Annotated in this window: 19 protein-coding genes, 1 tRNA gene and 2 pseudogenes; 11 read left to right on the forward strand and 11 right to left on the reverse strand. The window is 67.2% G+C overall.

Annotation, left to right across the window (positions count from 1 at the left end; all coding sequences use genetic code 11):
* The 3 genes from QE395_RS05505 to QE395_RS05515 are packed head-to-tail and all read left to right on the forward strand — an operon-like array spanning position 1 to position 1,497.
* Positions 1-540, forward strand: a complete 540-nt coding sequence (locus QE395_RS05505; protein WP_093533432.1) for a hypothetical protein — start codon at positions 1-3, stop codon at positions 538-540.
* Positions 524-1,210, forward strand: a complete 687-nt coding sequence (locus tag QE395_RS05510; RefSeq protein ID WP_306987857.1) for a hypothetical protein — start codon at positions 524-526, stop codon at positions 1,208-1,210. The genes QE395_RS05505 and QE395_RS05510 overlap by 17 nt, the downstream gene beginning before the upstream one ends.
* On the forward strand, positions 1,210-1,497 hold the full coding sequence (locus QE395_RS05515; RefSeq protein WP_068853559.1) for a hypothetical protein: 288 nt from the start codon (positions 1,210-1,212) through the stop codon (positions 1,495-1,497). The genes QE395_RS05510 and QE395_RS05515 overlap by 1 nt, the downstream gene beginning before the upstream one ends.
* 38 nt (positions 1,498-1,535) lie before the next feature.
* Here QE395_RS05515 and QE395_RS05520 read toward each other — a convergent pair whose 3' ends face one another.
* The 8 genes and pseudogenes from QE395_RS05520 to trxA form a co-directional block, all read right to left on the reverse strand.
* Positions 1,536-3,452 (reverse strand): DUF885 family protein, encoded by a 1,917-nt coding sequence (locus QE395_RS05520; protein ID WP_306987860.1) that lies wholly within the window; start codon positions 3,450-3,452, stop codon positions 1,536-1,538.
* Positions 3,453-3,594: 142 nt separating this feature from the next.
* Positions 3,595-4,273, reverse strand: a pseudogene (locus QE395_RS05525) (DUF502 domain-containing protein).
* Positions 4,274-4,402: 129 nt separating this feature from the next.
* Complete coding sequence (locus QE395_RS05530) at positions 4,403-4,858, reverse strand: DUF4442 domain-containing protein (protein ID WP_093533427.1); 456 nt, start codon at positions 4,856-4,858, stop codon at positions 4,403-4,405.
* A gap of 284 nt (positions 4,859-5,142) precedes the next feature.
* The gene (locus QE395_RS05535; protein ID WP_306987862.1) at positions 5,143-5,994 is read right to left on the reverse strand and encodes a hypothetical protein; all 852 of its coding nucleotides are present in this window, start codon (positions 5,992-5,994) and stop codon (positions 5,143-5,145) included.
* Between the two features lie 236 nt (positions 5,995-6,230).
* Positions 6,231-7,871, reverse strand: a complete 1,641-nt coding sequence (locus QE395_RS05540) for a CHASE2 domain-containing protein (protein WP_306987865.1) — start codon at positions 7,869-7,871, stop codon at positions 6,231-6,233.
* Complete coding sequence (locus QE395_RS05545) at positions 7,868-9,184, reverse strand: FecR domain-containing protein (RefSeq protein WP_306990431.1); 1,317 nt, start codon at positions 9,182-9,184, stop codon at positions 7,868-7,870. Before QE395_RS05545 ends, QE395_RS05540 begins: the two co-directional genes overlap by 4 nt.
* 157 nt (positions 9,185-9,341) lie before the next feature.
* Positions 9,342-9,533, reverse strand: a pseudogene (locus tag QE395_RS05550) (LysM domain-containing protein); the annotation flags it as partial.
* 138 nt (positions 9,534-9,671) lie between these two features.
* A complete protein-coding gene (gene trxA, locus QE395_RS05555; protein ID WP_093533424.1) occupies positions 9,672-10,529 on the reverse strand; it encodes a thioredoxin in 858 nt (285 codons plus the stop codon).
* Positions 10,530-10,649: 120 nt separating this feature from the next.
* Between trxA and QE395_RS05560 the strand changes: the two genes are divergently transcribed.
* The 8 genes from QE395_RS05560 to QE395_RS05595 all read left to right on the forward strand — a co-directional run bounded on the left by QE395_RS05560 (position 10,650) and on the right by QE395_RS05595 (position 17,720).
* Entirely contained in the window at positions 10,650-11,261 is a 612-nt protein-coding gene (locus QE395_RS05560) for a DUF998 domain-containing protein (protein ID WP_210130789.1), read from the forward strand.
* Between the two features lie 190 nt (positions 11,262-11,451).
* Positions 11,452-14,091: a leucine--tRNA ligase gene (leuS, locus tag QE395_RS05565; RefSeq protein WP_306987867.1), complete on the forward strand. Its 2,640-nt coding sequence runs from the start codon at positions 11,452-11,454 to the stop codon at positions 14,089-14,091.
* Between the two features lie 96 nt (positions 14,092-14,187).
* Positions 14,188-14,820 carry an LPS assembly lipoprotein LptE gene (gene lptE / locus QE395_RS05570; protein ID WP_093533421.1) on the forward strand — a complete coding sequence of 211 codons (633 nt, stop codon included), beginning with the start codon at positions 14,188-14,190 and terminating at the stop codon, positions 14,818-14,820.
* Between the two features lie 28 nt (positions 14,821-14,848).
* Complete coding sequence (holA, locus tag QE395_RS05575; RefSeq protein ID WP_093533420.1) at positions 14,849-15,886, forward strand: DNA polymerase III subunit delta; 1,038 nt, start codon at positions 14,849-14,851, stop codon at positions 15,884-15,886.
* A gap of 5 nt (positions 15,887-15,891) precedes the next feature.
* Complete coding sequence (nadD, locus tag QE395_RS05580) at positions 15,892-16,557, forward strand: nicotinate-nucleotide adenylyltransferase (protein ID WP_249832877.1); 666 nt, start codon at positions 15,892-15,894, stop codon at positions 16,555-16,557.
* A 97-nt stretch (positions 16,558-16,654) separates the two neighbouring features.
* Positions 16,655-17,050 (forward strand): ribosome silencing factor, encoded by a 396-nt coding sequence (rsfS, locus tag QE395_RS05585; protein WP_068854726.1) that lies wholly within the window; start codon positions 16,655-16,657, stop codon positions 17,048-17,050.
* A 65-nt stretch (positions 17,051-17,115) separates the two neighbouring features.
* Complete coding sequence (gene rlmH / locus QE395_RS05590; RefSeq protein ID WP_068853546.1) at positions 17,116-17,586, forward strand: 23S rRNA (pseudouridine(1915)-N(3))-methyltransferase RlmH; 471 nt, start codon at positions 17,116-17,118, stop codon at positions 17,584-17,586.
* 57 nt (positions 17,587-17,643) lie between these two features.
* Positions 17,644-17,720: transfer RNA gene (locus QE395_RS05595), tRNA-Asn, on the forward strand.
* Positions 17,721-17,823: 103 nt separating this feature from the next.
* Here the strand turns inward: QE395_RS05595 and QE395_RS05600 are convergent.
* From QE395_RS05600 to QE395_RS05610, 3 genes are all read right to left on the reverse strand, one after another.
* Complete coding sequence (locus QE395_RS05600) at positions 17,824-20,652, reverse strand: TonB-dependent receptor (RefSeq protein WP_306987871.1); 2,829 nt, start codon at positions 20,650-20,652, stop codon at positions 17,824-17,826.
* A 183-nt stretch (positions 20,653-20,835) separates the two neighbouring features.
* A complete protein-coding gene (locus QE395_RS05605) occupies positions 20,836-21,492 on the reverse strand; it encodes an energy transducer TonB (protein WP_093533418.1) in 657 nt (218 codons plus the stop codon).
* A gap of 172 nt (positions 21,493-21,664) precedes the next feature.
* Positions 21,665-22,399: an SIMPL domain-containing protein gene (locus QE395_RS05610; RefSeq protein ID WP_210130786.1), complete on the reverse strand. Its 735-nt coding sequence runs from the start codon at positions 22,397-22,399 to the stop codon at positions 21,665-21,667.
* Between the last annotated feature and the right edge of the window lie 104 nt (positions 22,400-22,503).

A 22,503-nucleotide genomic window follows, 5' to 3' on the forward strand; every position in this document is an offset into this window, starting at 1 on the left:
ATGCACATCGCTTATGCCCCGGCTGCGTACTACCGGCCGTGGCGGGCGGTGTATGCCGGCGCCTCCCTGGATCAGCAGCGCTGGCTCAACACCACGCTGATCCGCCAGCGTCGCCTGCCCATGCCGGCAACGCTGGCGGCTCCCGCGGATGTGCTGACGCGGCGGTTGATGGGGCTGTGGCCCCAGCTGCCGGAGGTAGCCACGCTCATGGCGGCCGCGCGGCTGCGTGACTGGCTGGCGTCGCAGCGCGGCTGTTCGGCATTGCCGACCACGGTGCAGGCGTTCATGCGGGCCGATCATGCGAGGCAACCGGGGGGCTGCGTGCAGGCGCCCGTACCGGCGGATCTCTCCAGGGTGCTGCTGGTCTGGGGCGGCGTCGAGCTGCAGCCGTTGGCACCGCTGCTGCCCGCCTGGCTCTCCGCGCGGCTCTCCCTTCCTTTTGCGCCGATGGCGGGCGACACCCTACGCCCGCTGCCGCGTGAACGTATCGATCTGGACCTTTTCTGGACGGCGGTGACCTATGTTGAAAAGCTTTCCTGAGCACGTGCTGGCGCATGCGCAGGGCGGAGTGATCGCGCCCAGTGCGCTGGGCCAGGCCGCACGGGCCGACCAGCTCGAATCCGCCGCGCGGCGCCGCGCCTCCGCTGTGTTGGGGGCATTGCCCGAGCAGGTGGACGCCTCCATCGCACAGGCGCGCGTTGATGGATTCGGCCAGGGCTACGCCGACGCCATTGCCGAGGCGGTGCCATTGCTCGCGGCCGCGCTGGGCGACGTACAGGCCACGCGTCAAGCGGTACTCGGCCAGGTGCGTGAGGTGATCTCCGCAAGTCTTGCCGCCGAAGGCGTGGACGCGGCCTTGGTGGTGCGTCGCTGCGAGCAGTTGCTGGGTACGGCCGAGGCGGGTCTGGTGCTGTACGTGCCCGAGCTGATGCCTGCACTGGGCGAAACCGTGTTGGCGCAGCTGGCGACGAAGGCCGACGCTCCGCCTGTGCAGGTAATGGCTTGCCGGTCGGCGTTGCCGATGCTCAAAGCCGGTCCTTTGTTGTTTGAACTGGACCCGGTAGGCGCCATGGCCGCCGCCGTGGAAGCCAGCGTGGATGCCAATGCACTGGAAGCGGCCGCGCGCCAGCGCGCCGGTGCCTATGTGAGCGGGATCGACGCCCGCCTCAAGCGGTTGCCCTTACCCCTGACCCCGATTGGAGTAGATTGATGATGCTTGAAAAACTGGGGGCGATGGCGCCCCTCAACACCGCTACGGTGGAGGGCCAGAAGCAGACGCTGATGCAGCGCATGCAGGCCGCGGTGGACGATCCGTCCATCAACCCACCCGAGCCTGGCATCAACCCGCCGGAGCCCGGTCACGACATCAAGCCGATCGCGCCGGACATGGCGGAGGTGACCCGGGAAATGGCCGCGAAGTTCTTCCGCGACGAGTTCATGCGGCTGATGATCTTCGGCGATGAGGACATGCTCGGCGCCAAGCCCGACGACGTGTGATCTGCAGTGCGGGCCGCAAGTGCGGCCCGCACTTCGTTTCAACGCGACGGCGGTGCCTCGCTGGTGGCCGGCGCGGCCAGCCAGCGCTCTATCTTCGCTTCCAGGATATCCAGCGGCATCGAGCCATCGCGCAGCACCTCGGCATGGAACCGGCGCGGGTTGAACGCCGCACCCTGCGACGCCTTGGCCTTGTCGCGCAGTTCCATCATCTTCAGCTCGCCCAGGCCATTGGCCAAAGTCTGGCCGGGCAGGGCCATGAAGCGCTCCACCTCGGCGGTGGCATCTTCCACCGGCATGTCGGCGGTCTTGACCAGATAGTCCACCGCCTGCTTCTTGCTCCATCCCTGCGCGTGCACGCCGGTATCGGCCACCATGCGCGCACTGCGGGTCAACGCACCCTGCAGGTAGGCAATCTTTGCGTAGGGATCCTGATAGACGCCCAGTTCCTCGCCCAGCGATTCGGCATACATGCCCCAGCCCTCGACGAATGCAACATCGCCGCCGAGGCGACGGAAGCGCGGCAGCTTGTCCAGTTCCTGTTGCAGCCCCAGCTGCACGTGGTGGCCGGGAATGCCTTCGTGCAGGAACTGCGCCGGCGCCGACCAGGTGCGGCGGCTGGGCAGGGCATTGGTGTTCACGTAGAGCACGGCCGGGCGCATGCCGTCGGGCAGCGACGGCTGGTAACTTACGGCGGCGGCGCTGGCAGCGCGGTCGGCTTCCACCGGGCGGATTTCCAGCGGTGCCTTGGGCAGCGTATCCAGCAACGAAGGCAGGCGCGCGCCCACCTGCTGCTGAAGGTGCTTGTAGCGCATCAACAGCGCATCGGGCGTGGCGTACTGGAAGTTCTTGTCGGTGCGCATGCTGCGCAGCAGCTTCTGCTGCGAGCCACGGATGCGGTTTTCCTTCATCACCGCCGCAATCTGCTCCTGCAGGCTGGCCACGCGCTGCTCGCCCAGCGCGTGGATCTGCTGCGGGGTGAGCGTGCTGGCGGTGCTCTGCACGATGTTCTGGGTGTACCACGCCATGCCATTGGGCAGCGCGGACAGCCCATCGGTTTTCCGGGTGGCCGGCAGGTATTCGGTGGCGATGAAGCCTCGCAGGGCGCGGTAGGCCGGCATCAGCCGGAACTCGATCATGCGCTTGTAGTCGGCGGTGATGCGCGCCTTGTCTGCTTCAGGGAAATCGTCGGGCATGTTGCGCACCGGCGCCCAGAAGATGCTCTCTTCGGCGGTGGGCTTGATCACCGCATCCAGCTGCGGCAGCACCTTTTCCATCAGGTCGCGCGGCTGCACCACGCCGGCACGCATGCCCTCGCGCATGTTGGCGATGGCCTGGTCGAACAGCGGCGGAATGCCCAGCGAGCGCTTGGACCAGGTGTCGTAGTCCTGCACGGTGTTGAACGGCTGCGCGCCCGAGCCGGAACCCAGGATCGCCATGATGCTGCCGAGGTTGTAGTACTGGCTCACCGGCAGCATCCAGCCCGGGTACTTCTCGGCAGCCAGCGACATGCGCGCATCGCGCACGAAGATCTGGTAGCTCAGCAGGTCCTGGCCGGTGAGGCCGTCCGGGCCGATCTTCTCGACCTTGCCCAGCCATTGTTCGGTGAAGTCATGCGACTGCTGGCGGTAGGCGGCCGAGAGGATGTTCGGCAGTTGGTCGTTGTGGCGGGCATCGCCCTGGAAGGTGGCCTGCAGCGGGTTGAGCCGCATCGAGGCGTCCCAGTACTCGTCGTAGATGCGCTCGAGCTGGGCGGCCTTGGTCTGCTGGCGCACCAGCGGTTGCCGCGCGGGCGCGGCGGCGGGGCGGGCGCGGGGTTTGGCCTTGGGCTTGGCCTGGCGCGTCTGTGCGGCGGCGGGCCGGTTGGCCTTCTTCTTGGCGGCTTCGGCCGGGGCAGCGGCAGTGAAGACCAGCAGTGAGGCAATCACGAGCGCCAGGGCACGGGCGGGGTGGGGCATCGAATGCTTCCGTAAATCCTGTACAGACCCGGGAGCTTGCCTGATTCAGCCGGACACAACCACCTCAGCGCCCCGCCCATACAGCGTAGAGACACGCCATGCGTGTTCCACGCAGCGCGGGCCGATGCCCAAAAACCCCTATTCAGCGCTCCCCAGCCCGCGTAAACGGCACGGTTTCAGGCGCCACAGCCCCACCGGAGATGATGAAGCTCATCGCCTGGTCCACCGTCCAGTCGGTCGGGGTCAACAGCTCCCACCGGCACGATTTCCAGATACCCGGAAGTCGGGTTGGGGGTGGTCGGCACATACACGGCCGCCAGCTCGCGGCCGGTGCCCTGTTCACGGATCACCCGCGTCACCAGGCCCACCGCCTTCATGTCGCGGTGCGGGAAGTCGATCAGCACCACGCGCTGGGTGGTACCCGGCTCGGTCTGCAGCATGTCCAGCAGTTTCTTGGCGCTTTCATAGATGATGCTGGCCAGTGGAATGCGCTTGATCACCGCACCGAACCAGCGCAGCAGGCGCTGGCCGATCACGCGCCGGCTGAGCACGCCCACGCTCAGGATCACCAGCAGCGTAGCGAGCAGCCCAAACACGTTCTGCATCCACTCGACCTTGACCCAGCCCAGGTAATGCGGGAACGAGGCGGCGATCTGCGCCGACAGCGGCACCACCACCGGGCTGCTGATGCCCGACAGCAGCACGAATACGAATTTGATCACCACCCAGGTCAACCAGATCGGCAGCAGCGTGAGCAGGCCGGTCAGGAACAGGCGCTGCAGGGAAGGGCGCGGAACGAGATGGGGGGCTTCGGTTGACATCGGCGCATTGTAGCGGGGCGCGGGCCCGGTTTACGCGGCCAGCCACCACAGAATGCGTCCTGTCTGGAAATGCTGTGTTGACCGCAGTGAAATGGACCGGATCACGATTGCCGCTCGACCGGCTGCACGTCAAACGCGCGCCTGTGGCTTCAACCGGATGTACACCTGCTTGCGCACCCGCGCCACGACTTCACCCTGCGCATCGACAATGTCATTGCTGAACCAGTGCAGATACTTCTCACCACTGGCGGTAGCTGCCCGCAATTGATCCAGCAGCGTCTCATCCAGCCGGAACTCGGCGGTTACCGTCCCACGGCCAGGCTTGAGGAACTCGATCTCACCCGCCCGATCCCACACGTAGTAATCGCGACCCAGGTTCTGCATGACAGTGAGCATCCAGAACGGATCGGTCATCGCAAACAGGCTGCCACCAAAGTGCGTCCCCACATAGTTCTTGTTCCACGGCCGCATCCGCAGCTCCACCCGGACAAACCGGTAGTCGGGCGTGACCTGCGAAACATGGATGCCGGCAAACAGAAACGGCGGCCACAGATTGAGTCCATGGCGGAACAGGCTGGCTTTCATAGCGCGGGCAAGGGGCAGGGGAGGTACGGAAAGCTTACCATCCGCAACCGTATGGTGCGCAATCCGCTTTCCCGCCCTGCCTCCCGGCCGGCCAATCGGCCACTCCGCCAAACGGCCGAATGGCCGAGTGGCCGGGTAGCCGAGTGGCCGAAATGGCGGAATGGCGGAATGGCCGAGCCGCCGGTAGCGGTCGCATCCCGATCGACCGCCGACCAAGGTGATTACCCGGATGAGGCATGACCGACGACGAAGCGCGAGCTGCTTTTAGGAGCTGAGACCTTCAGTCAATTGATGTAGCACTGAATGTCATCCGCTGCTCGTTCGCATGTAAACCGAACGGTTTGGTAAATGGGCAACTGGCCATGGACAGGAATTTTCGCCCATGTTGCCCGCTCGATGAACGCTTCGGTCCAGGGGCTGTCCCCAGCTCGGTAGTCAAAGATGGTGTCGCCCTCTGACGGTGCGAAGTCCAGCCTCCTTTCCTGAATCGGATTAAGCGAGTAGCCCTGGGGAAGAGAACTGTGGAGATAGCTCCAACGACGAGCATCATGATCGAAGTAGTAGTACGAGTAGCTGCTTTCGTTACCTCTGAAGTTCATAGAAGCTACGATTGGGCGATCACCGTTCACCGCGTAGTGGAACTTGAGGAGTCTTCCCCCACTCTTGGACGTGTCGAGGAACGAGAGTTCGCTGTGCTCGGAGAGGTAGCGACGGACCGACTCTCTGGCCTGTGTGTGATGCGGGTTGAGGGCTGTGAGGTCTTGGCCCCAAAGGTGACGATACCTCCTCCCATGCTCAGTATTGGGGGCGAAAAGGGCGACGTCACTGATGAAATGCCGCATCTCCCCATCGCGGGGATCGTAAAGAGACATCATTCCCAGGAACTGCGTCTGCAGCCAGCCCTCCGCCACGAAAGACTCCGCCTTGAGCGCGCCGTCCCGTAGATCAACGTCGTACCCCACAATCGTCAGCTTCTGCGCGTCATACACATAGTGCCTACCAACCCCCTGCGCCAGCGCCACATCCTCCATCTCATCCGGCGTGCAGTAGTAGCACTTGTATGCAATCGGATCTTCGTCGTTGGCGACCGCCTGCATCGGCATCGCCGCCAGCAACAACCACAGCACCTTTTTCATGGTCCAGCTCCTTGCCAACCCGCACACGCGGGGTAGGCGAAGTGGAGCAGCTGGCGTGATGGCGCGGTATAGGAATTCAACGAACGCGCGTGTCGTGAAATCACTTCGGCAACGCAGTGCCGGAATGAGTGTGACGAAGTGCATGCTTGAATGGCTGATCGCGTCTGGAACGGTAGAGCCACGCCCTGCGTGGTTGTGCGGTGCCGGAACGTAGAGCAGCCACGCAGGGCGTGGCTCTACGCGCTATTGTCGGTTTCCATGTCGCCGGTGGCGTAGCCGTCGCGACCTGCGGCCTTGGCGCGGTACAGCGCTGCGTCGGCGCCTTCGAAGTAGTGGCGCGGCTCGCTGCTGGCATCGGGGGTGTGGGTGTACAGCCCCACGCTGAGGGTGATCTGCGCGTGCGGCTGCGGTCCGGGCGACAGATGCATGCCGCGTACCGCGGCGATCAGGTCTTCGACGACCTGGACCGCGCCTTCCGACGTCGTATCGGGCAACACCAGCGCGAACTCGTCGCCACCAAAGCGCGCGGCCATGTCGCGAGGGCGCCGCGCATGCGCACGGATCTCGTTGGCGATCCGGCGCAGCACCGCATCGCCGGCATGATGCCCATGCAGGTCGTTGTGCTGTTTGAAGTGGTCCACGTCGATCAGAACAAGGGTCAGCGGACGACCACTGCGGCGGCCGGCATCATGTTCCTGTTGCAGGGTCTGTTCGAAACGCACGCGGTTGCCCAGCCCTGTCAGGCCATCGCTGTTGGCCTGCCGGCGCCACGCGCCGATCCGCCATAGTACCCACGCGCAGATCACCGCCAGCATGCAGGTCAGCGCTGCAGCGGGCGCGAACCACAGGTCGCCGGCGCGCAGCAGCACGAAGCTGGACAGCAGCGCCAGCGGCAGGGCCAGCAGGGCACTGGCGACGGCACGCGGCAGGGTCAGGCCCAGCGCGCACAGCGCCACCAGCAGCCCGCTCAAGGCTGCCTGCCACGAGGGCGCCAGTACGCCGATCACATTGCCGGAAAGCAGCATCGACGCCACGTTGGCCTGGTATTCGGTGCCGCTCATCCAGCGCTCGCGGGTGGTCGGGGTGAGCAGGCGCGGGGCGATGCCGCTGGCGGTCATGCCCACCAGCACCAAGCGGTCGTGCAGTACTTCCGGCGCGACATCGCCGTTCAACACATCCGCATACGACACCTGCGGGAAGCGATCCGGCGGGCCGGCGAAGCGCACGCGCACGTAGTGGTTGCGGTGCCATTGGTAGGGCGCGTCATGCCGTGGGCGGGTATCGATCAGCCCGGGAAGGGGGCCACGCGTGTTGGCCAACGCCAGGCCCAGCGCAGGCCAATGCGGCGAGCCGATGCCCGCCGTGAGGTACAGCCCGCGGGTAACGCCGTCGGCCTCCACTTCAACGTCGCTGTGGCCCAGCATTGACGCATTGGCGGCGATCAACGGAATCGGCAGCAGTTCCTCGGCCATGCGCGGCCCGCTCGACGGCGCGGCCAGCACCGGCAGCACCACATGCCCATTGCGGCGGATCGCCGCAGCCAGTTCGGCATCCTGTGCACTGTCCTGGCGATCCGGTTCGGACAGCAGCAGGTCCAGCACCACGCGCTGGCTGCCGGCTGCGGTCAGGCGGTCCAGCAGCCGCGCATGGGTCGAACGCGGCCACGGCCACTGCCCAAGCTGCTGCAGGCTGCTGTCGTCGATGGCCACCACCAGCAGGCGCGGATCGGGCGTGTAGTCCCAAGACCCGACGTAGGTGTCGTAGATCGCTTCATCCTGCTTCCAGAACCACTGCCCGTGGCTGGCGGCCGCCGCCAGCACGCCCACCAGCACCGCGAGCACGATGCGCCGGGGCCAGGAGAGCGTGAGCGGCCTCACAGCAGCAGGAGCAGCAGCAGCGCGCCGGCACCGGCGCCATAGCAGGTACGACAGGGCAGCGCGACCTGCTGCGCAGGCGAGAACGGGCCGCCGTAGCCGTCGTCATCGATCGTCTGCACGCGCACGTGCAGGGTGCCGTGCCATGGCCGCTTGAGCGTGACCTCGGGTTGGTCCACCTGCTGGTCGAGCAGCGGCTGGGCGAAGTCGCCACGCTTGTCCAACTGCACGCGGTAGCGCTGGCCGGGCTCGCCTGCCTGCCAGCGCAGGGTGAGTTGGCCCCTGGCTGCCTGCGGCGGCTGCAGGCCGGGGTCCACCGGCGCGTCACTGATGCCCAGCGCCACGGGCTGGCCGAAGCGGCCGCGGTGTCCGTTGCCGTCGCGCGAGGCCACGCGCCAGAAATAGTCGCCGGGGGGCAGGTCTTCGGCAGCACGCACGCGGGTGCCGCGTCCTTCCTGCTCCAGTACCGGCTGCAGGAACTGCGGCTCGGTGGCAACCTGCAGCACGGTGCTGGCGGCGCCTTGCACCTGGCTCCACTCGAAGCGCGGGCGCGGGCTGGTGATCGTTTCGCCATTGACCGGGCGCACCGTGAGCGGCGGCGCCGGCTGGTCGCGCACTTCGAAATCGGCCTGCGCATCCAGGCCTTCCACACCATCGGCACTGACCGCACGCACCAGCAGCCGCAGCAGGCCGGGGGGAAGGTCGGGCACGGTCATGGTGGTGTCGGCGGTGTCCCTGGCGAACACGAGGATCTCCGGCTGATCGGCGCGCACTACTTCTACCCGGTACTGGGTGGCCTGCGCTACTGTTTCCCACGCAATTTGGGCCGGTAGTGGGTCCAGGCGCAGTCCAGTGCGGGCCAGAACAGGGGCGGGCAGCAGCGCTTCGGGCATGTCGGGACGGGCGTCCAGCGCCCGGTTGCGGGTGGCTTGGCCGCGGGCAACCCGTCGCTCGCCGCGCTGGTTGCCGACCTGCACGCGGCCTTCCAGTACCTCGGTGGCGGCCACGCCGCCCTGACCGCCGGCACTGACCCGGAACTGCGTGCCGCGCACGCTGCTGGTCGCGGTCGGGGCATCGATGATGTAGCGCGAGGCCGGGCCCTTGGCGGGGGTGACCCGGTTGCTGCTGCGGCCCTGCTCCAGGCGCAGGCGGGTGTCGACCATGCCGGTGTGGCCGTAACGGCTGAGCTGGTCCAGGCGCAGGTGCGAGTGCTCGCGCAGCTGCAGGCGCGAGTCGTCGGCGAAGGCGAGGGTCACGCTGGCATCTGCCCCGGTGATCAGGTGCGTGCCGATGCCCAGCCGTTCGCCCTCCACCACAGGGCGCAATGCACCACTGTCGCCCCAGCCGGGCGTGCACCCCGCCGCGCACGGCCAGCACCCGGGCGGGCGCAGGCTGCACGCGCAGCCACGCGATGGGAAACCGGAGCGGGGTGCCGGGGGGCAGCCGGTAAGGGTCAGCGACGCGGTTGTGCGCCTGCAGGCGTGCCCAGGGCACATCCGGCTTGAGGTAACGCCCGCCCAGGTCCCACAGGGTGTCGCCGGGGCGGACCCGGTAGGTCCAGTCCTGGGCCAGCACGGGGCAGGCGGACAGCAGCAGCGCCAGCAGCGTCAGCAGGCGGATCGAAGGGGCGCGCAGGCGCGGGAAGCGGGTCGAACTCACGGTCATCTGTGCCCCTGGAGGCGGGGCCGAGCCGTAGGGCCCCCATGGCCAGACCGCATCCCCCGAATGGATCGCGGTCGAAAACTAGACCGCGATCACATTATTGACCGCTGCCGGTGCAGGGATTCTGAACGGCGGACGCGCTCAGAACAGCAGCGCGGCCATCGAACGGCGGTAGCGACCGACCAGCGCGGCGTCGTCGATGACCTTGAAGGCATCGATCAGCAGTCTGCGCGGCAGGTTGTCACTGTAGCTGCCGTCTTTCCGCAACATGGCCAGGAACTGCTCCAGCGCGGCTTCGTCTTCACCGCCCAGCAGCTGCTGCACGCCGCGCAGGTGGCGGGCCTGCAGGTCGCCGCCATCGGCCGCGATGCGCGCGTCCAGCTGCTCCGGTGCCGGGGCGTCCTGCAGGGCCTTGGCGAAATCCAGGCGGGCGCGGGCGCGTACGGCGCGGTCGTCGGTGGACAGGTTGGCCGGCAGGGCATCGATCAATGCGCTGGCTTCGGTGGTGGCGCCGGTCTGCAGCAGGGCCAGGGCCAGGTCGAGCTTGAGCTCCTCCTTGTCCGGCTCGGCGGCGATGCCGGCGCGCAGCACGTCCACGCGGGCCTGCGGGTCCAGGGGTGCGGGCTCATCAGCCGCAGCTTCCGGAGCTTCGGCGGGGCTGATGCCGTGCTGGGTGAGGAACTCGCGCAGCTGGCCTTCGGGGATCGCACCGGGGAAGCCATCCACCAGCTGGCCGCCCTTGACCAGGAACACGGTGGGCACCGAGCGGATCTGGAAGGCGGCGGCAATCTGCTGCTCCTTGTCCACATCCACCTTGGCCAGCTCGAAAGCGCCGTTGTACTCGCCGGCCAGCTTTTCCAGCATCGGGCCCAGGGTCTTGCAGGGCTCGCACCAGGTGGCCCAGAAATCGACCAGTACCGGGGTCTGCAGCGACTTCTGCAGCACCTGTGCTTCGAAGGTTTCGGTGGTGGCGTCAAAGACGTGGGGCAGTTCGCTCATGGTCGGAAGATCAACGATAAAGATGTACGCAGTGTATGGTGCCGGCGATATCGAGAAGCAACCCCAATCGGTCGGGGTTGCCGTATAGGCGATGGCGCCACGCTGGCGGAGAATGGCCGCATGAAGACACTGCAACGTTTCGATCCACTGCTGGGCGCCCTGGCTGCGGTGCTGTTCCTGGCCTCGGTGCTGGGCTTTGGCGCGCTACTGCCGGGCTACCTGCCATTGGGGCACCCGGTGGCGCTGCTGGGTGCGACCGGGGTGCCGCATGCGGTGGCCTTCGACCTGCTTGGCTTCGTGTTGCCCGGGCTGCTGGCGGCGGTGGTGGCCGTGCGCCTGCTGGCGCGGGTGCCGGTCACCGCGCCGTGGACGATGCGGGTGGGCGGGCAGATGCTGGTGCTGTCCGGGCTGGCCTTCGCCGCGATGGGCGTGCTGCCGTTGGATCCCACCGACATCCAGAGCCCGGCCAGCCAGTTCCACGCCAGCGCGTGGATGGTCTGGGTGCTGGCGTTCGTGCCGGGCGCACTGATGGCGGGCTTCGGGGCGCGTCGCCTGCCGGGCTGGGGGCGGCTGGCGGCACTGCACGTGTCTGCGGGACTGGCCGTACTGGTGGGTGCCTTCGTGCTGCAGGCGGTCATTCCGGCGCCGGTCGCGCAGCGCGTAGCCTTCGTTGCCTGGGCGGTGTGGCTTGCGGCGGCGCTGCCAGTGGCCAGCAAGGTCCGCCACGACTGAACTGGCGGATTCGGCCGCAATCCACGCGGGTGCGCGCGCGGGATGACCGTTGTAGATAATCCGGAAATGGGTAATTCCTTGATTTATCAACGGGATGCCATTCCAGTCCCGTATCCGTAGCGTCGATGATTGGAGCCCTTTGCCGCACTGCGGTACGCTGTGCCGCTTTGCCGCCGCAACTGTGTTTTCCATGACCAGCGTCGAACCCAACGTATACGATCCGCAGCAGGTTGAATCCGCCGCCCAGAAGTTCTGGGACGCCACGCGCGCCTTCGAGGTGAGCGAGGCCTCGGACAAGCCGAAGTACTACTGCCTTTCGATGCTGCCGTACCCGTCGGGCGCGCTGCACATGGGCCATGTGCGCAACTACACCATTGGCGATGTGATCAGCCGCTACAAGCGGATGACCGGGCACAACGTGCTGCAGCCGATGGGTTGGGATGCCTTCGGCCTGCCGGCGGAGAACGCGGCGATCAAGAACAAGACCGCGCCGGCCAAGTGGACCTACGCCAACATCGAACACATGCGTGGGCAGTTCAAGTCGATGGGCTACGCGATCGACTGGTCGCGCGAGTTCGCCACCTGCACACCCGAATACTACGTGCACGAACAGCGCATGTTCACCCGGCTGATGCGCAAGGGCCTGGCCTACCGGCGCAACGCGGTGGTGAACTGGGACCCGGTCGACCAGACCGTGCTGGCCAACGAGCAGGTCATTGACGGCCGTGGCTGGCGCTCCGGCGCGCTGGTGGAGAAGCGCGAGATTCCGCAGTGGTTCCTGCGCATCACCGATTACGCCCAGGAACTGCTGGACGGCCTGGATGAACTGCCGGGGTGGCCGGAGTCGGTCAAGACCATGCAGCGCAACTGGATCGGCCGCTCCGAAGGGCTGGAGATCCAGTTCGACGTGCGCGATGCCGACGGCAGCGCGCTGGATTCGGTGCGCGTGTTCACCACTCGCCCGGACACGGTGATGGGCGTGACCTTCGTGTCGATCGCAGGCGAGCATCCGCTGGCCCTGCATGCGGCGAAGTCGAACCCGGCGCTGGCCGCGCTGCTGGCCGAGATGAAGCAGGGCGGCGTGTCCGAGGCTGAGCTGGAAACCCAGGAAAAGCGCGGCATGGACACCGGCCTGCGCGCGGTGCACCCGGTCACCGGCGCCCAGGTGCCGGTGTGGGTGGCCAACTTCGTGCTGATGGGCTACGGCACCGGCGCGGTCATGGCCGTTCCCGGGCACGACCAGCGCGACTTCGAATTCGCCAACAAGTACGACCTGCCGATCCGCCAGGTCATCGCGCTGAAGTCGCCGCGCAAGGACGAAACCGCCTACGACCCGCGCAACTGGCAGGACTGGTACGGCGACAAGACCCGCGAGACCGAGCTGGTCAATTCCGACGAATTCGATGGCCTGGATTTCCAGGGCGCCTTCGAGGCGCTGGCTGAACGCTTCGAGCGCAAGGCCCAGGGCCAGCGCCGGGTGAACTACCGCCTGCGCGACTGGGGCGTGAGCCGCCAGCGTTACTGGGGTTGCCCGATTCCGGTGATCTACTGCCCCAAGTGCGGCGCGTTGCCGGTGCCGGAAGAACAGCTGCCGGTGGTACTGCCGGAAGACGTCAACTTCGTCGGCACCGGTTCGCCGATCAAGGCCGATCCGGAATGGCGCAAGACCACCTGCCCCGATTGCGGTGGCGCTGCCGAGCGCGAGACCGATACCTTCGATACCTTCATGGAATCTAGCTGGTATTACGCCCGCTACACCTCCCCGGGTGCCCGTGACGCGGTGGACAAGCGCGGCAACTACTGGCTGCCGGTGGACCAGTACATCGGTGGCATCGAACACGCGATCCTGCACCTGATGTACTTCCGTTTCTTCCACAAGCTGCTGCGCGATGCGCGCATGGTGGACAGCAACGAGCCGGCGCAGAACCTGCTGTGCCAGGGCATGGTCATCGCCGATACCTACTTCCGCCAGAACCCGGACGGGTCCAAGGACTGGATCAACCCGGCCGACGTGGACGTGCGGCGCGACGAGCGTGGCCGCGTCACCGGCGCGGTGCTGATCGCCGATGGCCAGCCGGTGGAAATCGGCGGCACCGAGAAGATGTCCAAGTCCAAGAACAATGGCGTGGACCCGCAGGCCATGGTGAGCCGCTACGGCGCCGACACCGTGCGCCTGTTCTCGATGTTCGCCGCACCGCCGGAACAGTCTCTGGAGTGGAACGAGGCGGGCGTGGACGGCATGGCGCGCTTTCTGCGCCGGCTGTGGACGCAGGTGCAGAAGCATGCGGACGAGGGGATTGCCCCGGCGCTGGACCTGGCGGCGCTGACCGCCGAACAGAAGGCGCTGCGCCGCAAGACCCACGAAACCATCGGCAAGGTCGGCGACGACTACGGCCGCCGCCACAGCTTCAACACCGCCATCGCCGCGGTGATGGAGCTGATGAACGCGCTGGCCAGGTTCGATGACGGCTCCGACCAGGGCCGTGCGGTCCGCCAGGAAGCGCTGCAGGCCACCGTGCTGCTGCTCAACCCGATCACCCCGCATGCCAGCCATGCGTTGTGGCAGCTGCTGGGCCATGGCGAAACGCTGCTGGAAGACCAGCCGTTCCCACAGGCCGATGCCGGCGCGCTGGTGCGTGATGCGGTGACCCTGGCCGTGCAGGTCAATGGCAAGCTGCGTGGCACCATCGAGGTGGCTGCCGACGCCGCGCGCGACCAGATCGAGGCACTGGGCCTGGCCGAGCCGAATGCGGCGAAGTTCCTGGACGGGCTGACCGTGCGCAAGATCATCATCGTGCCGGGCAAGATCGTGAACATCGTGGCGGGGTAAGCCCGGCTCTACGTGCTTCGTTCACGCAGGGTCGGGCATCGTATCGGCATCCATTTTTCTGTTGCCGGCTTCGCCCGGCTCCTCCAGACTGTGAACATGACCCGATTCCTGCTTGCCCTTGTTCTTACCGCTACCCTCGCCGGCTGTGGCTTCCACCTGCGCAACAAGCTGATGCTGCCGGCCGATACGGCGGCGGTGAAGGTGGTCTCCACGGCGCCCTACAGCGAACTGGCCAAGCTGCTCCGGCGTGGCCTGCAGGCATCGGGCGCGACGCTTGCCGACGCCGACAGCAAGGAACCGGCCGCGCAGCTGCAGGTGTTGTCCGAGCGTTGGGGCGACCTGCCCATCGCGATCGATGCCCAGGGCCGCGCACAGGAGTTCAGCCTCCGCTACGCGGTGATCTTCGTGTTCCGTCGCGAAGACGGCAGCGACCTGGTCCCGCAGCAGGTCATCGAGCTGTCGCGCGACTACGTCTCGCCGCCGACCGATTCCACCGGTACCACCACCGAACGCGAGATCCTGGCCGACGAGCTGCGCCGTGAGATGTCGGCGTCGATCATGCGCCGCATTGACAGTGTTGTGCGTGCCGAGCTGGAGCGCGGGCGGCTCAACCCGCCGGCCAAGCCGACCGCCGATCCGGCAGCGGCGCCTGCCGGCGTGCCGTCGACCACGCCGTCGACCACGCCTCCGGCCGCAGTGCCGGCCGTCAAGCCGCCGCAGGGCGGCTGACCGGCCCGCCTGGCGGACCGGCCGCACGATGGAACTGCGCCCCGAACAGCTTGCCAGCCAGCCGGCCAGCCAGGCTCTGGCGCCGGTGTACCTGATTGCCGGGCCGGAAACGCTGCGCGTGCTGGAAGCGGCCGATGCAGTGCGTGCGCGGGCCCGCGCCGACGGCATCAGCGAACGCGAAGTGTTCGATGCCGACGGCCGCGATTTCGACTGGAACCAGCTCGACGCCACCTTCAATGCCCCCAGCCTGTTCAGTGCGCGCCGGCTGGTGGAGCTGCGCCTGCCGACCGGCAAGCCGGGCAAGGAGGGTGGGGAGGTCATCAGCCAGTTCTGCGCCAACCCGGCGCCGGACGTGATCCTGCTGATCACCTGCAACGAATGGAGCAAGGCGCACCAGGGCAAGTGGGCCGAGGCGGTGAGCCGCGTCGGCGTGCTGTCGGTGGCCTGGGCGATCAAGCCGCACGAGCTGCCGGACTGGATCGAACGCCGCCTGCGCCAGCAGGGCCTGCGCGCGGACCCGGCCGCCGTGCAGCGGCTGGCCGAGCGGGTGGAGGGCAACCTGCTGGCGGCCGCGCAGGAAATCGACAAGCTGGCGCTGCTGGCCAGTGGCCAGACCCTGGATGTGGACACCATGGAATCGCTGGTGGCCGACGCCGCCCGCTACGACGTGTTCCGCCTGCTGGAAGCCACGTTCTCCGGGCAACCGGCGGCGGTGCTGCGCATGCTGGCCGGGCTGCGCGGCGAAGGCGAGGCGGTGGCCGCGCTGATGCCGATGGTGATCCGCGAGATGCTGTCCACCGCCGCGCTGGCCAGGGTGCAGGCGCGCGGTGGCAACCTGGCGGCCGAAATGAAGAGCCGCGGCATCTGGGAATCGCGCCAGGCGCCGTTCAAACGCGCGCTGCAGCGGCACCCGGAAGCCAAACGCTGGGAGCGCTTCGTCGCTGAGGCCGGGCTGGTGGACCGCATGGCCAAGGGGCGCGCCGACGGCGATGCCTGGCTGGGCCTGGAGCGGCTGCTGGTGGCCGTGGCCGAAGCGCGCGCGGTACGCCTGCTCGCGCGCGCCTGAGCCCCGTGGGCCTGCGCATCCATTACGGTGGAACCTTCGACCCCGTGCACCTGGGGCACCTGGCCATCGCGCGGGCGGCGCGCGACCAGTTGCAGGTCGCGGTGCGCCTGCTGCCGGCGGCCGATCCGCCGCACCGGCAGGCCCCCGGTGCGAATGCCGCCCAGCGGGCGGAGATGCTGGCGCTGGCGATCGGCGATGAGCCGGGACTGCTGCTGGACCGGCGCGAGCTGGAACGCGCCCAGCGCCAGCCGGCGACCCCTTCCTACACCGTCGACACGCTGCGCGAACTGCGTGCCGAGTTGGGCCCGCGCCAGCCCATCGCCTGGCTGGTAGGCGCCGACAGCCTGCTGGGCCTGCCCAGCTGGCACCAGTGGGAGGACCTGTTCGAGCTGGCGCACTTCATCGTGGCCGACCGCCCGGGAAGCTCGCTGGAGCAGGCCCTGCCGGCCCCGCTGCAGCAGGCGCTGGAGGGGCGTTGGGCAGACACCGACAAGGCGCTGTTCAGCGCCCCCGCAGGGCGCGTGTTGCGCCTGCACGCCCCGCTGCGCAACGAATCCGCCACGGCCGTGCGGGAGCGGATCGCCGCCGACGGGGACTGGCGCGGGCTCCTGCCACCGCCGGTCGCCGATTACATCGCCCGCCATGGCCTGTACGGGGTCCCTACGCCGTGAACACGTTCAGCTCCTCCGCCCCGTATAATCGGCCCCACATTTATCGAGTCTCCCTGCTTTGAGCGACCAAGCCCAGCCCCAGACCATCAAGGTCACCATGCCGAACCCGGCACCGTCCACCCAGCAGCTGCTGGAGTGCGTGCGCCAGGCCACCGAAGAACTGAAGGCCAGGGACGTGGTCGAGATCGACGTGATCGGCAAGTCCAGCGTCACCGATTTCATGGTGATCGCCTCGGGCACCTCCAGCCGCCACGTCAAGTCGATTGCCGACGAAGTGGTCAAGTTCGCCAAGAACCTCGGCATGATGCCGCTGGGCGTGGAAGGCGAGCGCGAAGCCGAGTGGGTGCTGGTTGACCTGGGCGACGTGCTGGTGCATGTGATGCTGCCGCGCGTGCGCGAGTTCTACGCGCTGGAGCGCCTGTGGACGGTGGGCGACCAGCCGCCGAGCCTGCTCGACGAGGGCGACGAAGAAGACGACTACGCTGCGCGCTGAGCGTTGCGCACGTGGTGACGACAACGGCGCCGGGTGGCGCCGTTGTCATTTGAAGGAGCATGACGATGAAAGCCAGGCTGATCGCCACCGGTGAACGCGCGCCCAGCTGGGTGGCGCAGGGTTTTGCCGAGTACCAGAAGCGGCTCTCGCACTGGTTGCCGTTCGAGCTGGTGGAAATCGAGCCGGGCCTGCGTGGCAAGGGACGCGATGCGCGTCGCGCCACCGAGGACGAAGGCAAGCGGGTGATCGCCGCGCTGCCCAAGAACGCGTATGTGGTGGCGCTGGATGTACCGGGGAAGCAACTCAGCTCCGAGCAGCTGGCGCAGCGCCTGGAGCACTGGCGCGGGCAGGGCAGGGACCTGGCGTTCCTGATTGGCGGCCCGGAAGGGCATTCGCCGGAGGTATCGGCGCTGGCCGACGAGAAGTGGTCGATCGGCCCGCTCACCCTGCCGCACATGCTGGTGCGGCTGGTGGTGGCCGAACAGCTGTATCGCGCAGCGGCGATGCTGGCCAACCATCCGTATCACCGCGCGTGAAGAAATTCCGCGCAGACGGGTTACAAGCTGCGAAAAACTGGTTACAATTTGCACCCCGCCCGAATAGCTCAGCCGGTTAGAGCACTTGACTGTTAATCAGGGGGTCGTTGGTTCGAGTCCAACTTCGGGCGCCAAGTTTTAACAGCCTCGCAGCGATGCGAGGCTTTTTTTTGCCTGTGACCAATGAACGAAGAAGCCCGGGCAATGCCCGGGCTTTTCGTTTCACACCAGCATGGGTCAGTTGAAGGTGTACTTCGCACCCACCGTGAAGTAACGGCCGATCGCGCCACTGAAGTGCAGCGGGTTGTAGTTCACCCCGCCGTAGGTGGTCGGGTCGAGCGGGGCGGTGCGGTCGAACACGTTCTGCACCGAGGCGTTCAGTTCGAACGCGTCGGTGATGTTGTAGCGACCGGACAGGTCGAATGTGGTGAACGAGGAGATCTTCTCCACCGGCGTGCCATCGGCATAGAACGCGAGGTAATCGCCACCGCGGCGGTCCTTGTTCTCCAGGCTGCTGATGTAGTTGACCACGCCGCTGACGCTCCACGCATCCTGCTTCCAGGTGGTGCCGAAGTTGATGCGGTCTTCGGGCGTGCCGATGCAGTTGGTCACGTCGCAGTTGCCGTGCGTGCCCACGTAATCGACCGTGTTGTCACCTTCAGTACGTTCGAACTTCAGCACGTGGCTCCACTGCAGGTCCATCTCCAGCTGGCCCGGGCCGACGTCGAAGGTCTGGCGGATATCGGTATCGATACCGCGCACCCGCGACGAGTTGGCGTTCACGTAGGCGGTATTCACCGCCAGGATGGTGCCGGTGCCGGGAATGCCGTTGATCAGGTCGGTGTCGCGCAGCACGCTGCCCGCTGCGATCGCGTCGGCGGTGCTGCCCTGCGCGATCTCATTGGTGCGCTTGATTTCCCATGCATCCACCGTCAATGACGTGGTCGAGGTCGGCTGCAGCACGATGCCGAACGAGTAGCTCTTGGACTCTTCCGGTTTCAGGTCCGGGTTCGGGCTGGTGATGATGGCCACCGGGCGCGCGCCGCAGTTGGTGGTCACATCCGCCGGCGGGCTGGCCGCGCAACGCACGGGATCACGTGCCGTGGAGAACGCCGCCAGGCCGCCATCGCCGTTCTCGGCAGGATTCGGCGCGCGGAAGCCTTCCGCGTAGGTGGCACGCAGTGCCACCCAGTCCACCGGGGTCCACTTCACGCCAAACTTCGGGGTGGCCTTGCCTTCGCCGCTTTCATATTTGTCGTAACGCACGGCACCCGACAACTCCAGCTGCTCCAGCACCGGCGCGGACAGTTCCACGTAGCCGGCGTACACGTTCTGGGTGCCGTCATAGGCCGAGTAGCCCAGGCCGATGATGTCGCCCACGTCGGTATAGGTCTGCGGGGTCAGGCTGTTGCTGGTCTTGCGCCATTCGGTACCGATCGCCAGGCCGAGCGGGCCGCCCTTGAGGTCCATCAGGCTGCGCGAAACGGTGAAGTCGAACATGTCCAGGCTGGATTTGGCGTTGGCCTGGATCTGCGGCGAAATATAGTCGTACAGCGCCTGCGAGTTCTGCCCGGCGTTGTCGCCGATGCGCCAGGTCCCACCCGCGCAGGCCGGGTCGCCCAGCGCGCATTGCACGGCGCTGTAGCGAAGGAAGCCGTCACGCTTGTTGACCAGGTTGGTGCTCGAATGCAGGTAGGCCGTGTCGTAGCCCCACTCGCCCCAGTTGCCCTTGGTGCCGACCAGGAAGCGGGTGAACTCATTGGTGTTGGTGGTCACGCGCGGGCCGACGTCCCAGGCCGAATAGCGCAGGCGCGAGGCCTGGCCCGGGATCGGGTTGTCGGGATGGGTCGGCCCAAGGACGACCGCACCCGGACCGCTGCTGGCGTTGACCGGGCCGCCGGGATAGCCCCAGCTGCCGGACACGCCGGACGGGGTGTTGCTGAAGACCGTTTCCTTCTTGGAGTACCCGATCTCGGTGTAGATCTCGCCGCCTTCGCCGTATGCAAAGCTGGCGCGGCCGAATACGTTGACGTATTCCTCCTTCGGGCTCAGGTCGCGGAACTGCTGGGCTGCATCGTACAGACAGCCGTCTTCGGCGATCGAGGCATCGGTCTGGCCCGGGATGTTGGTCACGGACTGGCAGCCCGGCAGCGGTACCAGGAAGGCCGGGTTGTCGGCATCCACGTTGCGGTCGTCGAACACCGAACCGTTCGGGCCGGCGCCGCCGCTGGTGGCGCCGTTAAGGAATGCGCCGCTGAGGAACTGCGCGTCGGAGGCGGCGATGCCCCAGCGGCGCAGGTCACCGGTACCGATCCACTTGCGGTCCTTGCGGTCGCTGATCTTGATCGCATCGGTCTTGCCGACGTCCAGGCTGAAGAAGGCGTTCCAGCCGTCTTCGGCGAGGTCACCGGTACCGGCGGTCAAGGTGGCCTTCTTTGCGTCGCCATCGCTGTCGCCGGACAGACCGTACGAACCGCGCAGGATCACGCCATCGAAATCGCTGCGCAGGATGATGTTGACCACGCCGGCGATGGCGTCGGAGCCGTAGATCGCCGATGCGCCATCCTTGAGCACTTCCACGCGCTCGACCGCGTCCAGCGGGATGGTGCTCAGGTCGGTGAAGACCTTCTGGCCGTCATCGGCCAGGCCGTAGGTGGCCATGCGGCGGCCGTTCAACAGCACCAGCGTGGAGCCGGCACCCAGGCCGCGCAGCGAGATGCCCGCGCCGCCGCCGGCAAAGCCGTTGCCGAAGGTCTTGGGAATGGAGCCGGCGCCGTCGGAGGTGAGCGTCTGCAGGTACTCGGCCACGGTGGTCTTGCCGCTGCGGTCGATGTCCTGGCGCGTCACTACCTGCACGGGCGAGGGGGTTTCAGTGTTGGTGCGGGGAATATTCGACCCGGTGACCGTGATGCGGTCCAGGTTGGTGGCCTGGTCCTGGGCCAGGGCCGAGGAGGAGGCGAAGGCGCCGGCCAGCAGCAGCACGCCGCCAGCAAGGGCCGAAGAAATGGAGTGGGCAAGCGGATTGCGACGGTTGCCGCTGTAGCGTTGTTGGATCGGGTGTTTCACAGCTTCTCTCCTGACTGGACAACCTGGGGTCTGGGCTGGGGCGCCGTCAACGGATTGACGCGTCGGCGCCAATCTAGGTTTCCAACAGGTGACGTAAACGTGAAAAATTGCTTAATTCGCGCAATTGGTGCCGGCGGTCAAAGAAGTGCGGGGCCCCGGGTTCGGGACCCCGCATCCCTGACGTTACTGCGGCAGCGAGAAGCTCACCGGGACCAGGCCCACGGCCGGCACGGCCTGCCCGTTGACCTGGGCCGGCACGAAGCGCCAGTTGCGCAGCACCTGCTGCCGCGCAGCATGGTCCAGCGCCCGCGAACCACTGCTGCGTTCGATGGAGACGGAGGTCGGCTTGCCGTCGGCGTCGACCTGCACCCGCAGGGTGACCGTCCCCTGCTCCCCGGCCCGGATGGCGGCGATCGGGTAGCTCGGCGGCGGTGCGGTGCGGTACTGCAGCTGCGCGCCGTCACCGGAAGCCGCCGGCGCCGGCTCGACCGGCGCCAGGGTCGGCGTCTGTACGTCGCTGGCCGGCAGAGGCGGCACGGCCAGTACGTCGTCCGCGCTGGCGGTGGGCAGCGGCAGCGGGGCCACGCGCGGGGTCGTGGTCGGCGCACGCACCGGCACCGGTTCCTGTGGGGGGATCGGCAGCGGCGGCTCCGGTTGCGGCACCGGTGGGGTGATCAGGTTCACCACCGTCCGCTCGCGGGGCAGCGGGGCAGCCACGTAGGCGGCGGGAATCAGCAGCAGCATCAGGGCGAGCAGGTGCAGGGCCAGCGCGGTGCTCCAGCCAAGCACGCGCGGGACGTCGATTTGCAGCGGGACCACCGGGGGATGCGTACGGACCATGCGCCACTCCTTGCCAGATGTGCGTGCGGGAACATCAACGTGCAGGGGCCGGGGCCCCGCAATGACAGCAATACCCGAGGCCGGCACGGGCCGGAAGTCAGGGGGCGCCAGGATGTTTGGCTGACAGTCAGGAATGCGCCGGCCAACGGCCGGCGCTACCGCCAGGCGCGGCTTACCGCCCCAGGTCGAACACCACGTCCAGGTTGACCGACACCGTCGATTCGCCCGGCGACACCGGAGTGGAAACATCGGCGGCCATCGGCGCGGCTGCGGCGCGCATCATCACCGGCCGGAAGTTGCCGCCGCCGCTTTCGGAGATGCTGACGATTCGACGCACGCGCAGGCCCATCGACTTGGCGTAGGTCTCGGCACGGGCCTGGGCCTTTTTCAGTGCGGCCAGGCGGGCTTCGTCATAGACCGGTTCGGGCTGGTCGATCTCGAACTGCGGGCCGTTGATCTGGTTGGCGCCCTGTGCGGCCAGCGCGTCGAGTACCTTGCCCAGCTTGGCGATGTCGCGCACCTTCAGGCTGACAGTATTGCTGGCCTGGTAGCCGGTGATCTTCGGCGCTTCATTTTCGGCGTAGCGGTACTGCGGGCTGAGGTTGACCCCGCTGGTCTGCACGTCGCGCTCGGCGATGCCGGCGGCCTTGATCGCGGCCAGCACCTTGACCATCTGTTCGGCGTTCTGGCGCATGGCCGTGTTGCCATCGGTGGCCTGGGTGACCACGCCGGCCGACAGCGTGGCCACGTCGGGCACGCGGCGGGCTTCGGCGTTGGCCGAGATGTTGAGCAGGGTGCTGTCGGCGGGGACGGCGATGGCGGGTGGGGTCTGGGCGTGGGCGGTCATCGAGGTTCCCAGGGCAAGGGACAGGGCAAGCAGCAGCGGGGACAGGGTCGGGCGGCGCATATGCATCTCCATGTGAAGGCGTTGAGGTTGGTGTCGGAGCGATGAACGTCTGGTGAGGTTTATCGGGGTTGATGACGATTCGGAGGCGTTGCTCGCGATTCAGA

Origin of the sequence: Stenotrophomonas sp. SORGH_AS_0282, from assembly GCF_030818125.1 — a bacterium.
Taxonomy (GTDB): domain Bacteria; phylum Pseudomonadota; class Gammaproteobacteria; order Xanthomonadales; family Xanthomonadaceae; genus Stenotrophomonas; species Stenotrophomonas rhizophila_A.

Bases quoted from the DNA above. Each gene is read 5' to 3' on its own strand.
- QE395_RS05505 (WP_093533432.1), top strand. From the start codon at position 1: ATGCACATCGCTTATGCCCCGGCTGCGTACTACCGGCCGTGGCGGGCG.
- QE395_RS05515 (WP_068853559.1), top strand. From the start codon at position 1,210: ATGATGCTTGAAAAACTGGGGGCGATGGCGCCCCTCAACACCGCTACG.
- QE395_RS05520 (WP_306987860.1), bottom strand. From the start codon at position 3,452: ATGCCCCACCCCGCCCGTGCCCTGGCGCTCGTGATTGCCTCACTGCTG.
- QE395_RS05530 (WP_093533427.1), bottom strand. From the start codon at position 4,858: ATGAAAGCCAGCCTGTTCCGCCATGGACTCAATCTGTGGCCGCCGTTT.
- QE395_RS05535 (WP_306987862.1), bottom strand. From the start codon at position 5,994: ATGAAAAAGGTGCTGTGGTTGTTGCTGGCGGCGATGCCGATGCAGGCG.
- trxA (WP_093533424.1), bottom strand. From the start codon at position 10,529: ATGAGCGAACTGCCCCACGTCTTTGACGCCACCACCGAAACCTTCGAA.
- QE395_RS05560 (WP_210130789.1), top strand. From the start codon at position 10,650: ATGAAGACACTGCAACGTTTCGATCCACTGCTGGGCGCCCTGGCTGCG.
- leuS (WP_306987867.1), top strand. From the start codon at position 11,452: ATGACCAGCGTCGAACCCAACGTATACGATCCGCAGCAGGTTGAATCC.
- lptE (WP_093533421.1), top strand. From the start codon at position 14,188: ATGACCCGATTCCTGCTTGCCCTTGTTCTTACCGCTACCCTCGCCGGC.
- holA (WP_093533420.1), top strand. From the start codon at position 14,849: ATGGAACTGCGCCCCGAACAGCTTGCCAGCCAGCCGGCCAGCCAGGCT.
- rsfS (WP_068854726.1), top strand. From the start codon at position 16,655: ATGCCGAACCCGGCACCGTCCACCCAGCAGCTGCTGGAGTGCGTGCGC.
- rlmH (WP_068853546.1), top strand. From the start codon at position 17,116: ATGAAAGCCAGGCTGATCGCCACCGGTGAACGCGCGCCCAGCTGGGTG.
- QE395_RS05605 (WP_093533418.1), bottom strand. From the start codon at position 21,492: ATGGTCCGTACGCATCCCCCGGTGGTCCCGCTGCAAATCGACGTCCCG.
- QE395_RS05610 (WP_210130786.1), bottom strand. From the start codon at position 22,399: ATGCGCCGCCCGACCCTGTCCCCGCTGCTGCTTGCCCTGTCCCTTGCC.